Source organism: Phocaeicola sp. GP0067, assembly GCF_031119655.1.
Taxonomy (GTDB): Bacteria; Bacteroidota; Bacteroidia; order Bacteroidales; family Bacteroidaceae; genus Phocaeicola; species Phocaeicola vulgatus.
On the sequence record NZ_JAVHZY010000002.1, the window covers coordinates 72,746 to 87,326 of the forward strand.

At 44.9% G+C, this 14,581-nt stretch carries 12 protein-coding genes; 9 read left to right on the forward strand and 3 right to left on the reverse strand.

The window, feature by feature from the left end; all coding sequences use genetic code 11:
• Positions 1-7: 7 nt before the first annotated feature.
• The 9 genes from RE317_RS02100 (at position 8) to RE317_RS02140 (ending at position 8,158) form a co-directional block, all read left to right on the forward strand.
• A complete protein-coding gene (locus RE317_RS02100) occupies positions 8-1,108 on the forward strand; it encodes a glycosyltransferase (RefSeq protein ID WP_117873899.1) in 1,101 nt (366 codons plus the stop codon).
• Between the two features lie 2 nt (positions 1,109-1,110).
• On the forward strand, positions 1,111-1,659 hold the full coding sequence (locus RE317_RS02105) for a putative colanic acid biosynthesis acetyltransferase (RefSeq protein WP_011965674.1): 549 nt from the start codon (positions 1,111-1,113) through the stop codon (positions 1,657-1,659).
• Positions 1,656-2,639, forward strand: a complete 984-nt coding sequence (locus RE317_RS02110; RefSeq protein ID WP_227212492.1) for an acyltransferase — start codon at positions 1,656-1,658, stop codon at positions 2,637-2,639. Before RE317_RS02105 ends, RE317_RS02110 begins: the two co-directional genes overlap by 4 nt.
• An 11-nt stretch (positions 2,640-2,650) precedes the next feature.
• Positions 2,651-3,556, forward strand: coding sequence for a glycosyltransferase family 2 protein (locus RE317_RS02115; protein WP_005844785.1), 906 nt, complete (start codon positions 2,651-2,653; stop codon positions 3,554-3,556).
• Positions 3,557-3,584: 28 nt separating this feature from the next.
• Complete coding sequence (locus RE317_RS02120; RefSeq protein WP_117873897.1) at positions 3,585-4,403, forward strand: glycosyltransferase family 2 protein; 819 nt, start codon at positions 3,585-3,587, stop codon at positions 4,401-4,403.
• Positions 4,404-4,485: 82 nt separating this feature from the next.
• A complete protein-coding gene (gene gmd, locus RE317_RS02125) occupies positions 4,486-5,565 on the forward strand; it encodes a GDP-mannose 4,6-dehydratase (RefSeq protein WP_005844781.1) in 1,080 nt (359 codons plus the stop codon).
• Between the two features lie 20 nt (positions 5,566-5,585).
• Complete coding sequence (locus RE317_RS02130; RefSeq protein WP_005844779.1) at positions 5,586-6,668, forward strand: GDP-L-fucose synthase; 1,083 nt, start codon at positions 5,586-5,588, stop codon at positions 6,666-6,668.
• Positions 6,669-6,682: 14 nt separating this feature from the next.
• Entirely contained in the window at positions 6,683-7,726 is a 1,044-nt protein-coding gene (locus RE317_RS02135) for a mannose-1-phosphate guanylyltransferase (RefSeq protein WP_117852042.1), read from the forward strand.
• Between the two features lie 3 nt (positions 7,727-7,729).
• Positions 7,730-8,158 carry a BT0820 family HAD-type phosphatase gene (locus RE317_RS02140; protein WP_008670007.1) on the forward strand — a complete coding sequence of 143 codons (429 nt, stop codon included), beginning with the start codon at positions 7,730-7,732 and terminating at the stop codon, positions 8,156-8,158.
• 162 nt (positions 8,159-8,320) lie between these two features.
• Here the strand turns inward: RE317_RS02140 and RE317_RS02145 are convergent, their stop codons facing one another.
• The 3 genes from RE317_RS02145 to RE317_RS02155 are packed head-to-tail and all read right to left on the reverse strand — an operon-like array spanning position 8,321 to position 14,433.
• Positions 8,321-10,465, reverse strand: coding sequence for an alpha-L-rhamnosidase C-terminal domain-containing protein (locus RE317_RS02145; protein ID WP_016270210.1), 2,145 nt, complete (start codon positions 10,463-10,465; stop codon positions 8,321-8,323).
• 14 nt (positions 10,466-10,479) lie between these two features.
• Positions 10,480-12,303, reverse strand: a complete 1,824-nt coding sequence (locus tag RE317_RS02150) for a right-handed parallel beta-helix repeat-containing protein (protein WP_117889360.1) — start codon at positions 12,301-12,303, stop codon at positions 10,480-10,482.
• A 24-nt stretch (positions 12,304-12,327) separates the two neighbouring features.
• Positions 12,328-14,433 (reverse strand): glycoside hydrolase family 127 protein, encoded by a 2,106-nt coding sequence (locus tag RE317_RS02155; protein WP_005844768.1) that lies wholly within the window; start codon positions 14,431-14,433, stop codon positions 12,328-12,330.
• Positions 14,434-14,581 lie beyond the last annotated feature (148 nt).

Genomic DNA, 14,581 nt, shown 5'->3' on the forward strand with positions numbered 1-14,581 from the left:
AAATATCATGAAAATACTACATTACATCCCCAGTATTGATCGCACATCGGGTGGTGTCGGTGCATACATGCAACTGCTAACAACCGAATTGGGAAAATTGGTGGAACTCCACGTTGTAACCCATCGCGAGGCAAATCCGTTGACTTTGGAAAACTGCACCGTTCACTATATACCGAAAAATAACAATCCTTTCTCAAACAAAGGAAAAACGGAATTTTTAACTCTGCTCAATGATATCAAGCCGGACGTGTTTCATGCGAACAGTTGTTGGTTACCATTATCAGCACGCACCACTATATGGGCTAAGAATATCGGATATACTGTAGTATATACTCCACATGGAATGCTTGAACCGTGGATTATGAAACGTCATTATTGGACAAAAAAATTTCCCGCATCACTGCTATTCCAAAAACGAGGAATACAAATAGCAAACGTCATACATGCTACGGCAGAAAGTGAAAAACATAATCTTACGCAGCTAGGATGGAACAATAATATAGAAGTAATTCCTAATTGTGTGGAAATAGATAAGATCACAATGAAGGAGTCATGGATACGGAATAAGAATATCTTATTTTTAAGTCGTGTCCATATCAAAAAGGGTATCAACTTCTTGATAGAAGCTACAGCGAATTTAAAAACGGAATTACAAGGATATACAATCAACATTGCAGGAGAAGGTGAAGAAAGCTATATCAATGAATTAAAGCAATTAGCCTCTAAATTAGGTGTTGAAAATTTAATTCATTTCATAGGAGGTGTATACGGTGATAAAAAGTGGGAACTTTTTAAAAAAGCCGATCTGTTTGTTCTACCTACACATAGTGAAAACTTTGGTATAGTGGTAGCTGAAGCACTTGCATGTGGTACACCTGTCATAACTACCCAAGGAACTCCATGGCAAGAGCTGGAAAGTTATCATTGCGGATGGTGGACAGAAATAGGAACCGAAGCTACGACTAAAGCTCTCAAAGAATTTCTGCAATGTACAGAAACACAACTGGAGCAAATGGGAAAAAATGGAAGAAAATTAATAGAAGAAAAATACTCATCACAAAAAGTTGCTCAAAATATGGTTGAACTATATAAAAAAGTTTGTCTATAAACATGGAACTCAACATAGCAGAAAATCGCAATCACCTAAACTACTCCAAATGGATCTACGTAAAACGTATACTGTGGACATTCGGAAAATTCTTTTTCCGTAATTCTCCCCGTATAGCTTTCGGATATAGAAATACGATACTACGCCTATTCGGAGCTAAAATAGGAAAACATGTCCATATCTACTCCTCCACCGTTATCTGGTTCCCGTGGAATCTGGAAATAGGCGATTGGAGTGCCATTGGAGAAGAAACCCTGATCTATAATTTAGGTAAAGTAACAATAGGAGAAAAAGCTACTGTCAGCCATCGGGTCCATGTATGTGCAGGCACACATGACTATACCGATCCGGCTCTTCCCCTACTGCGTCCCGAAATCCGTATCGGCAATCAGACATGGATTTGCGCTAATACATTCATCGGTCCTGATATAGAGATTGGGGAAGGTGCTGTGATAGGCGCAGGTACAGTAATGGTAAAAGACGCAGAGCCGTGGGGAGTTTATGCAGGAAATCCGGCTAAATATATAAAAAAAAGAATATTAAAGAAATGAATATAGTTAAAAATAATTACATGGGGGGGGGTAAAAACAAAGGTATTATTCTCTTAAAGTTCATTGCTGCCTTTTTAATAACTTATTCACACATGGGAATATTATTTCCTAAATACGGTAGCTTAGTTACCGGTGGGGCAATAGGTGACGGTTTATTCTTTTTCTGTTCCGGTTTTACTCTATTTATGGGAAGACAAGACGGTTTTCCGAATTGGTATAAAAGACGAATTAACAGAATTTATCCCACTATCATAATGTGGGCACTGGTATCGGCAGTAATTTTCAATTGGAATTGGCAAATCACAGACTTAATAACAACCCCTAAATATTGGTTTATACCATGTATTATGGCATATTATGTCATCTTCTATTTCATCCGTATTTATCTATTGAAGTATTTAAATCAAGTCTTTGGCATAGCTTTCCTGCTTGTGGCAATCAGTAGTTTCTGGGTATTAGATTTTAACCATTCGGTAATGTATGCTGCGGTTCCATTTATGAGAATATATTATTTTCTTTTTATGATGCTAGGCGCTATGGTAGCCATCAGAAAATACAAGGTTGTATCTCCTCTCAAGTCCGGAGGTTATGCCTTGGTAAGTCTTATTACATATTATGTACTTATGGGAATTTATAAAATAGATCCGTTCTTCTGTAAATTCCAGTTAATATCACTTATTCCGTTATTGAGTAGTATTTATTGGATATATAGATTTTGTGACACACCTCAGATTTATAAAATATTGGAATACAAATCAGGAGGAAAGTTTATTTATTTTATCTCAACTTTAACTTTGGAAATATATATGGTTCAATATGCCATCTTTACAGATAAACTCAATAACATATTTCCACTGAATATCATCATTATATATATCATCATATTTATTGCTGCATATCTGCTAAAATGCACAGCACATCTTTTTTCACAGGTATTCAGCAATGAGCCTTTCAATAACAAAAATATATATCAAGTATAACGAAAGCTATTATGAATAATTCCATAGCTGCCATCATTCTTACATACAACGAAGAGAAACATATATCCCGTTGTATCAACTCGCTTAAAAATATCTGTGAGGAAATATTCGTCATCGATTCTTTCAGCAAAGACAGAACTGTAGAAATTGCGAAAGAAGCAGGAGCGCAAGTTTACCAAAATCCTTGGAAAAACTATGCGACACAGTTCAACTGGGGGCTGAAGAATTGTCCCATTACAACAGAATGGATATGGCGCATTGACGCTGATGAGTTTTTGGAGGGTAACTTGGGACCTGCCATGAAAAAAGCATTGGCGGAATGTAACAATGAGGTAAATGGAGTATACGTCCGCAAGCGTATAGATTTTATGGGAAAGCCTCTGCTACACGGGGGATGGTATCCTTCTTACCACCTGAAAGTATGGCGAAGAGGACATGGGGAGTGTGAGAACCGATGGATGGATGAACATATCCGCATCTTCAGTGGAACAACAATCACAGTGGAAGAGGGGAATCAAGTGGACGCCAATTTGAATGACCTGACCTGGTGGACAGAAAAGCACAATGGATATGCTACACGGGAAATGGCGGATATGCTGATGATGGAATACGGACTGGACGACAGAGGCAAAGAAGTACAGGCCAAGTTTTGGGGTACAGAGGAACAGCGTAAACGGTGGCTGAAAGTGAAATATATAAAAGCACCGCTATTCTTACGGCCATTTATCAATTTCAATATACGCTACATTCTGAAAGGGGGATTTCTGGATGGAAAAGAGGGCTTTATATGGCACTTTTTACAAGGTTTCTGGTATCGTTTCCTGGTAGATGCCAAAATTTATGAAATAAAAAAACGCTTTGGATGGAATGACAAGAGAATCAAGGCATTCATAAAAGAAACGTATTTAGATAAATAACCACTTACATTATAAAAGCATCAACATTATGAAAGTTTCAATTATCACTTCCTGCTACAACCGGGAAGCCACTATTCGTGGAGCAATAGAAAGTGTGCTGGAACAGGATTATCCCGACATAGAATACATTGTGGTGGACGGAGCGTCGAAAGATAACTCGCTGGCTGTCATCAATGAATATAAAAATGGGATAGATACAATTATTTCCGAGCCGGATAAAGGTATGTATGAAGCGATCAACAAAGGAATACGTGCAGCAACAGGAGATATTATAGGCCTGATTCACTCCGATGATTTCCTGTTCTCATCTCACACCATCTCCGACATAGTGAAAACATTCGAGGAACAAGATGCGGATATGATATACGGCAACGGGGTCTTTGTAGATTATGACGACACCAACCAGATGATACGAAACTGGATAAGCGGACGGTACAGTAAAGAGAATGTGAAAAACGGATGGCTCCCACTCCACCCCACTGTCTATATAAAGAAGGAGTGTATGGATAAATGGGGGCTTTACGACGAAAGTTATAAGATAGCCGCCGACTCGGATTTGCTGGTGCGCTATCTGTACGAAGCCGACCTGAAAGTATATTACCTGAACAAATACATCGTGAAAATGAGAATGGGGGGGCTTTCTACCGATGCGGGAAAAAGCAAACTGAAATGGGCGGAGGACTTGAGAATGTATAAAAGTCACGGCATAAAACCCATCTCGGCACTGAAAGGCAAAATTCTTTCAAAGATTCCACAGTTCATTGAAGCCAGACTGCCGTGGAGTGAAATACCGGAAGCAGAGGAAGAGAGCCTGATACAACCTGACGCCGCAAATAAAAAAGAATAAGAATTATTTATACCGGTCCAAATGCAAGTATGCATGAAGACAGGTCATGGTATAAAACATTTTTTTAATAATAATACAAAATATGAGCAAAAAAGTAGCATTGATTTCAGGTATCACAGGACAGGACGGTTCGTTCCTGGCCGAGTTCCTGATAGAAAAAGGATACGAAGTACATGGTATCCTAAGACGTTCTTCTTCATTCAACACTGCACGTATAGAACATCTGTATCTGGACGAATGGGTACGGGATATGAAGCAGAACCGACTGGTGAACCTGCATTGGGGGGATATGACGGACAGTAGCTCACTGATACGTATCATACAGTCCGTACAACCTGACGAGATTTATAATCTGGCCGCACAAAGCCATGTAAAAGTAAGCTTCGACGTGCCCGAATACACAGCGGAAGCGGATGCGGTAGGTACGCTGCGCATGCTGGAGGCGGTACGTATATTGGGGCTGGAAAAGAAAACCAAGATTTATCAGGCATCTACTTCGGAACTTTTCGGACTGGTGCAGGAAGTTCCTCAGAAAGAGACTACTCCTTTCTATCCCCGTTCTCCATACGGAGTAGCCAAGCAATATGGTTTCTGGATAACCAAGAATTACCGCGAAAGCTATGGCATGTTTGCCGTAAACGGTATTTTGTTCAATCACGAAAGTGAACGCCGGGGCGAAACTTTTGTTACCCGGAAAATTACCCTGGCGGCGGCACGCATCGCACAAGGATTCCAAGATAAACTGTACTTGGGGAATCTGAACTCCCTGCGCGACTGGGGATATGCCAAAGACTATGTGGAATGTATGTGGCTGATTCTGCAACACGATACGCCCGAAGACTTTGTTATAGCCACCGGAGAATATCACACTGTACGCGAATTTGCCACCCTTGCTTTCAAGGAAGCGGGCATCGACTTGCGCTGGGAAGGTGAAGGTGTGAACGAGAAAGGTATTGACACAGCTACAGGCAAGGTGCTGGTAGAGGTGGATCCCAAATATTTCCGCCCGGCAGAGGTGGAACAATTACTGGGAGATCCTACCAAAGCCAAAACGTTACTGGGATGGAATCCCCGCAAGACTTCATTCGAGGAACTGGTGAAAATCATGGTGAAACACGATATGAAATTCGTGAAGAAACTTCATCTCAAAGCAAGCTGTTAAATCATTAGTCAAGAATTTCAATGGAGAAATCAGCCAAAATTTATATAGCAGGGCACCACGGACTCGTGGGCTCCGCTATTTGGCGTAACCTGCAAGAAAAGGGCTACACCAACCTGACCGGCAGAAGCCACAAGGAACTGGACTTGCTGGACGGAGTTGCCGTAAAGGACTTCTTTGACCAAGAAAGACCGGAATATGTAATCCTTGCCGCCGCCCACGTGGGAGGTATCATGGCAAACAGCACATACAGGGCGGACTTTATCTACAAGAACCTGCAAATACAACAGAACGTGATAGGGGAAAGCTTCCGTCACGGAGTGAAGAAATTATTGTTTCTGGGAAGTACCTGCATTTATCCCAGAGATGCACAGCAGCCGATGAAGGAGGATGCTCTCCTCACCTCCCCGCTGGAATATACGAATGAGCCATACGCCATCGCCAAAATAGCGGGGCTGAAAATGTGCGAGAGTTTCAACCTGCAATATGGTACCAACTATATCGCTGTAATGCCTACGAACCTGTATGGCCCCAATGATAATTTCGACCTGGAACGCAGCCATGTACTGCCTGCCATGATCAGGAAAATACATCTTGCCAAATGCCTGAACGAGGGTGACTGGGAGAACATACGCTATGATCTGGATATGCGCCCGGTGGAAGGTATAAACGGGGAGAGCAGAACAGAGGAGATACTGGCTGTCCTGAAAAACTACGGCATCAGCAAGGACGGGGTGGAACTGTGGGGAACAGGCACGCCGCTGCGCGAATTCTTATGGAGTGAGGAGATGGCGGATGCCAGTGTTTTCATCATGGAGCATGTGGACTTTAAAGATACTTACCGTCCCGGCACAAAAGAGATACGCAACTGCCACATCAACATCGGCACGGGAAAAGAAATATCCATCGCCGGCCTGGCTCATCTGATAGTAAAGGAAACGGGATATAAAGGCAGCATTACATTCAATCCGGAGAAACCGGACGGAACCATGCGCAAACTGACCGATGTGACCAAATTGCATGAACTGGGATGGCATCACAAAATAGACATAGAGGAAGGGGTGCACAAGATGTACCAATGGTATCTGGAATATAAAAAGAAATAAAAAGCATACGTGTTATGGAAACTCATATCGTTATCATGGCAGGCGGCATAGGAAGCCGCTTCTGGCCCATGAGTACGCCGGAATGTCCCAAACAGTTCATTGATGTGACGGGATGTGGCAAAAGCCTGATACAACTGACAGTGGAACGCTTTAAAGGGTTGTGCATTCCGGATAATATATGGATAGTGACTTCGGATAAGTATAAGGAGACGGTAAGGAAACAATTGCCATCCGTGCCGCCTCATCATATACTGACGGAGCCGGTTGCACGTAACACGGCACCCTGCATCACATACGCTTGCTGGAAAATCAAGAAACACCACCCGCACGCCAATATCGTAGTGACTCCTGCGGATGCATTGGTTATCAATACGGATGAATTCCGCCGGGTGATAGCCAAGGCACTGCTGATGACAGATCAAAGCAAGGCCATTGTAACCATAGGTATCAGACCTTGCCGCCCGGAAACGGGATACGGATATATAGCCGCGGGAGAAGAGGTGGATCAGGATATACGGAAAGTGGATGAATTCAAAGAGAAACCGGACTTGAAAACGGCACGGCACTATGTGGACGCCGGGAATTATTTCTGGAATGCAGGGATCTTTGTATGGAATGTAAAGACCATAGAAGAGGCTATACGCCGTTATGCACCGGGCATTGCCGAGGTGTTCGACAGGATTTATCCGGAGTTCTATACCGAAAGAGAGAAAGAAACCATAGAAGAGCTGTTCCCTGCTTGTGAAAGTATATCCATAGATTATGCCGTAATGGAAAAAGCGGAACGGATTTATGTATTGCCGGCAGAGTTCGGATGGTCTGATCTGGGTAGCTGGGGCTCATTACATTCCTTGCTGCCCAAAGATGAACGGAACAATGCCGTTGTAGGCGAGAATGTCCGATTGTATGAATGCAATAACTGCATTGTACACACACCGCATTTGAAACAGGCGGTAATACAAGGACTGGACGGGTATATCATAGCCGAGAAAGAGGGAACCCTGCTGATATGCAGACTGGCAGAGGAGCAGCGTATTAAAGAATTTTCGAAAGCATAAGGAATGATTATAGCAGTTGACTTTGACGGCACAATAGTGGAGCATAAATATCCCGAAATAGGCAGGGAACTACCCTTTGCCATAGAAACGCTGAAAAAACTACAACAGGAACGGCACCGCCTTATCCTGTGGAGTGTGCGGGAAGGTGAATTATTACAGGAGGCCGTGGATTTCTGCCGGGAGCGTGGACTGGAGTTTTATGCCGTAAACAGCAATTATGCGGAAGAAACCCTGGAAAGTAATCATTACTCCAGAAAACTGAAGGCGGATTTGTTTATTGATGACCGTAATCTGGGAGGACTGCCCGAATGGGGGATGATTTACAGAATGATCCATGACAAATGGGGATACGAAGATATTTATCAAAGTTCAGGTAATAAAGAAGAGACTAAAAAGCGAAGCTTTTGGAAGATACTTTTTTCCAAGATGTAAAATCTCCGCTTCCTAATGTAGTGATACAGGCGGAAGCCCATAAGAAAACTAATGTTAGATCAGAGGTAAGTACTGTTATCAGCGGATAACGGGAACTTACGAAACAGTGTTGGTGATACCCGCCTGGGAAGGTAGGTATCACCTTTTTTTTGATCTATTCCATTAGTATTTGAAGACTTGTTCTTCTCCGGGTTCTATGGTCATGGCTTTCATTCCTTTCCGGGTTGGAATGTTCAGCACTCCCTTTCCGCCGTCGGACTTGATACGGATCTCTTTCTTATCCATATAGATATGGATATTGCCGTATGGAGTGGGCACGGTTCCTTCCATCCATTTCAAGCCGCCCAGACAAGGGGTGACGGAGTATTCCTCGTAACCGGGTTTGGTGGGTTTTACTCCCAGATAGTATTTGCCCAGCAAATAGATGGGGCTGGCTCCCCATGCATGGCAGAGGCTTTTGCCGTATGGACGTCCGTACATGGCCAGATGCCGGGTACCTGTTTCTTCGGGATTGTATTTCTCCCAGAAACTGGTAGCTCCTTCTTTCAACATACCGCCCCAATAGGCTTTCATTTCTTTCATCACCGATTCTTGTTCGCCCAAGGCGCACAGTGCTTCCAGTTCATAGAAACGCATATAAGGAGTGGTGATTTTCAAAATACTGTCATTCTGCAATACGGAGTGTTTGATGGTCTGCTGTTTATCGGCATCCAGATAATTGAAGAAGACAGAGAACATATTGGCGTAGCGGGTAACGGACTCACTCTGCTTGCCCTGAACGCGGTTGTGTACCATCGCCTGTTTCTGCTCATTCCAGAAAGCGGGTTCCAGCTTGGAACGTAAAGCGGAAGCCAGTTTCTCATACTTGGTTTTGTCTGCCGTATTACCGGCCAGACCGGCACAAAGCGCCATGGTTTCCAAACTTTTGCAGAACAAGACTTGCTCAAAGGAGAGTTCGCCTTTCTTGTCCAGATAACCGTCTGCCCAGTCTACGAATACCCAGTCACCGGTCATACCTTCCACCATACCGTTGGCATTGGTGCGTCCCAATACATAGTCCATCATGCTTTGCATACGCGGATAGAGTTGGGTTACAAAGTCTTTGTCACCGGAGTACATATAGTAATCGTAAATACTGAGGAACCAATAGAAGGTGTAGTCCATAATGGTATTGCTGTGGCTGGTCACAGGGTCTTTTCCGCGAAGCAGCCAGATGGTACGCTTCACGGTTTCATTATCGAAGAACAGATAGTAGTTCATCAGGTAACTCTGGATGGCATCGCCACTCCATACCCAACGGTCGCGCTTGATGCCGTCGATAAAGAATTCACGGGTAGTAAGGTGCATGGTGTATGCTCCTACTTCCCAGATGCGGTTCAGCTCTTCGTCATTGCATTTGAATGAGCCCCGGTACTCTTCGGGCAGGTATTCGTATTGCATGGAAACGTCCTGTATCGTTACTCCCGGATCGCAAGTGACATAGACATAACGGAAGGCCTTGCTGTTGTCCAACGTGTATTCATCGTATAGTTTCCGTGTATTCCGGATGGCCAGATCGGTTATCTGCCCCGGCTCTGCCAGCAATTTGTCCAATGTTTCGCAATATTCCGTATCCAAGGCTTCTTCAGGACTTTCACCGTAATAGATATGGATCGTTCCTTTTCCCTTTACCTCTTTCAGAGTGATATAACCAAAGGTTTCTTTTCCGAAGTCGTACAATACCCCTTCTTTCCGGGGAGTGGAGGAAACTGCTTTCATCGGTTTTCTGGCCAATGAAAACTTGGAAGGCAGTTGGGTGGCTCCGTCAAAGTTCCAACACCCTGCATCCATATAAACGGTGGCAGAAGTATCACTGGCTTTTCCGCTTTCGTCTATCCATTCCTTGTCTTCGTAGGTTACTTTCCAGGTCTTATCCGTATTTACGGTTTTTCCTTTCACATAAATAGTGGGGGGAGTGGACTGATTCCACACTTTGATGTTCAGACTGTGTTTTCCTGCGGGGAGTTTCAAGGTGGAGGGCATACCGAATTGCAGTTTGCCGTCCAATTTCACATTGTATTTTCCTTCGGCGGCAATGAAGATTTCTTCCGGTTCCGCCAGGTCCAATTTCTTGCTGAATTCCACTACCACATAATGGCTGTCCGTTTTCCAGAAGGGAGGGAAAAAAGCACCGCGTTCCGTACGGCGGTTGTTCATCCGGTTGCCCAGCCATATCTCATAATCACCCGGATACCAGATCCAGGTCTGGGCGGAGGCGGCAGCACTCAATGCAAGTGCTCCGACTAAAGTGGCAAGTTTGTTTTTCATAATGGTATCACGTTTTATTTTTCCTTCAAATAGCTATATTCTTTGGGCAGTCCGGCATTTGCCTTGATGCTGTCGTTCACCATCGGACCATTGTTTTCCCATGTATTGCCCGGACCGTTGGCGTTCTTCAGGAACTTCTCTCCTTCCGTCCAGTTGTCCTTGACGGTGATAAATGAAGATCCTTCGTCGGTGTAAAGATAGAACCAATGATTGGGATCATGTGCATAACCGGGTGAAAAAATGTTAGAAACGCAATTTTCCGTAATCCAGCTATGGGGTTGTGAACCTAATGTATAAATACCGGCTACATCATACATGTGCTTGGCATAGTGATGAATCAGATTGGCGTGCACGCGGTTATTGCGCATACAGTTTACTGTACGTGTCCATCCCCATCCCAGACTGATGCCTGAATAGGATACATCACTGATTTCATTGTGCTCGATATTGATATCACTGACATAACCGGCGCAAATACCCAAGGTGCCCCAGTCTTCATTGGTCACATCGTTGATGTAGTTGTTGGAAATAGTCAGTCCGGTACAGACCTCACGACGGTCGGCAGGATCGTATGGAAGATGTGTTTCGTGAGCGGCAGGGCTGAAACTGCCCGCTACAATACCGTTCCCGGCAATATCACGGAACAGACAGCCGTTTATATGTCCTCCATCGGTGGCCCATTCATAATCAATGCCTGTAGAGCCCAAATGCCGGAAACGGCACTTCTCGAAATCAATATCCCAGGCAGCCTTGACTACGACTGCCGATGCCGGACGGCCCAACCAACCTTGATTATCCAGCTTATGATTGTTCTTACGAATCATGGAAGGACGGATTTTATATCCGTCTGTCATGTACATACCTGCCTGAAGAGGAACATGACCTTGCAAAGAGGGACGCATCCAGGTGGTATATTGGAAAGCAATATTGTCAAAACGGATGTGCTTTACCGGACGGTCTATCGTTCCTTCCACCCATACCAACGTTTCGATGCCGGGAACTACGGCTTTGCTTATCTTCTCTCCTTTCCGAGGATAATAATATATTTTACGGCTTTCAATGTCGTGATACCACTCGCCGGGTTCATCCAGCAATTCCATGGCATTGGTCAGATAGAAAGCCGAGTTGTGACCATCCTTGGTCACCATAGGACGCGGCCACGGGTGTTCGAACTGGATGCGGCTTTCAGGATGATGGAAACGCACGGCGGCACTGTCTCCCTGTATTTCGACCGACTTGATACGGAGATTTGCCACACACCACATTTCATGAAGGACCATTTCGGCATATCGGGCCTTCTGTATTTTCTTTACAGCAGCGGCAGGTACCCACAGTATTTCGTTTTGGGGGTCGTTGTTGATGATGCGGTACATCTTTTCAAAGTCTGCCACATCCCTTGCACGAACAGCCTTTTGCCCATTGATCCACAGTTGCCGGAAATCCAGCGGACGCCCGTTAAACATAGGGACATCGGCTACCCACAACTTTCCTTGCTTCTTCCAGTTCCTGATTTCCACCCCACCATTCAGAACGGCATTTCCATCCGAAGTGATGACGGTAGGTGACGCTTCCGTCCCGCTGTCCTCCGGACGGATAAAGACGGGTTCGTACAGATGATAGTCACCTGCCTCCAGATGGATGGTGATGCCACCTTTTACACTTTCATCATTAAGACGACGAAGTTCCCTTGCCTGACGCAATGCGGCTGTAAGGGTGGCTTTCGGAGAGTCTTTGGTACCCGGATTCCGGTCATTGCCTTCCGGAGATACGAACAAATCGGCTGCTGACAGTGTACAAGCTATCAGCAGCGCAGTAGTGGTTATGAATATTTTTTTCATTTGTAACTAATTAGGGGTAAGTGGTTAGTGATTAGTCCGTGCCAAAGGCATCCATACCGTCATTTCAGCCTTTCCGCGGTTTCCCCATGCATAATAAGGAATCAGACGGATATGGACCGGTTTGTCGGCCTTTCCTACCTCGCGGTACAAGGTATCTTTCCATGATACTTCATCGACCAGACGGGCAGTACCATCCAATGCGACAATCGGACTGCCTTCGATGGTTATTTTTTTCGGAGTCAACCGGATATCGGCAGGTATCAGCACATTGTCTATCTTATGCCCGCCTTCTATATCCATACTTTCCAGACAGTAGACCAACGGGCCACGTTTCACCACTACCTGGTTACGGATTTCTTCGGCCAACGGATTTGCTTCCAGCAATTTTACAGGCATATCCATCACCCATTCCACACAGTCCCCTTTCTTCCAGATGCGGTTTACCTCGGCGTATGTATTCGCTTTCCAGGTTCCTTGCACCGGTTCGCCATTTACCTTCAAAGTTGCCTTCTCGCACCAGTCAGGAACACGGAGGAACAAAGAAAACGCTTTCTTCTTTGACGGTTTCGGAGCTTCGGTAACAGTCAGCTTCACAGCACCCTCCCACGGATACTCCGTTTCTTGCACCAGCCCGATCTTTCCCGTTTCCTTCAAAGTTGTAGCCAGTGTATTCGCTCCATACAAATTGCAATATACCGCATTCGGAGTCACCGTATAAGCATAGTTCTGGGCTTGACAAACGGTGCGCAGCGTATTAGGCGGACAACAGAAACAGCTGATATACTCGGTACGTTCTTTAGGCCAGCGAAGTGTGTATGGCAAATCCGCACTGATGCGCAACGGGTTGGTATAGAAATATTTCTTTCCATCCAGACTGACACCACTCAACACACTGTTGTAAAGGGCGGTTTCCACAATATCCGCATATTTGGCATCGCCCGTCACTTCCAGCATACGCCAGTTGAAAAGCATATTGCCGATATTGGCACAGGTCTCGTTATGCGCCGTACTATTAGGCAACTGATAAGGACGGCCATAGCTTTGGTGTACTTTCTGAATGCTGTCCGGCTCATAGCAGGTTCCATCCGGCGAAGTGCCGTCATACAGCGCACCGCACGCTCCTGTAACATACATCTTGCGGGTCACAATGTCTTTCCAGATGCTGGTCAGGTTTTTCATCAGTTGGTCTTCTCCTGTTTCGGCATACACATCGGTCACACCGGCATACAGGTAATTGGAACGCACGGCATGTCCCATCGCATTGTATTGCTGACGGAACGGAATACGGTCCTGATTATCATCGGTGCCGTTTTCCACCATTCCACGGATATCAATCAGATTCTTGGAAAGTTCCAGATAACGGGGATTCCCTGTAGCACGGTACATTTCCACCACACCCATATAATGGGAGGGACAAATGGCATTTCTTGCCAGTTCCGCAGAAGCGGTTTCATAGAAATGACAGAGGAAGTCCGTCGCTTTTACGGCAGCATCGAATAAAGTAGTCTTTCCGGTGGCACGGCGATGAATGATACCTGCCATCATCAGATGCCCCAAATTGTAGGTTTCAAAATTCAGACGATTGGCAAATGCACCTTTCTCGTCCTCACCTCCTACTTTGGTGCCAATTACCGTCTGTTGCTGTTTGTCCGAATGAGTGTCAATCCCCTTATTCTTTTCCTCGATGATGACAGGGGTATGGATGTAACCGTCCGCACGCTGGGCTTTCACCACATGTTCAATGAAGTGATCCATCAGTTTATCCAATTCGGGATCTTTCGTGACGGCATACACGGAAGCCACCCCTTCCATCCATTTATACATATCACCGTCATGAAAGGGAGGTCCCCAATGTTCGCCCTCGCAAACACCGGCAGCTATTTCAAAGTTACGGAAGCCATGCGAAACATCGGGATTGTTCCATGTGTCCCACATACTTTGCAAGGAGGTATGGCTATATACATTGAAACGGTCGCCCCAAAAGCCATCTGTCCAATGCACGGCACCTAATTCCGTATTGGCCATCTTGGCAAAACGACTTTGGCTCATATCCGTCAGCCCGCCCGACTGGGCAAATGCTCCCGTAGTTACTCCGGAAGCCAGTAAAAGTAGTAGTCTAATGCTTTTCATAATAATCTGTCACTTATTCTTTTCTTTATAAAGGGAGGACGATAATAAGAAACGTTTGTACTCTATTTATAATTATTTCATATTCTGTATCTTTAGAAAGAGCTTTCATTGGCGGATAATGGGAGTCTGTTTTCAAAAAAACGGGTAT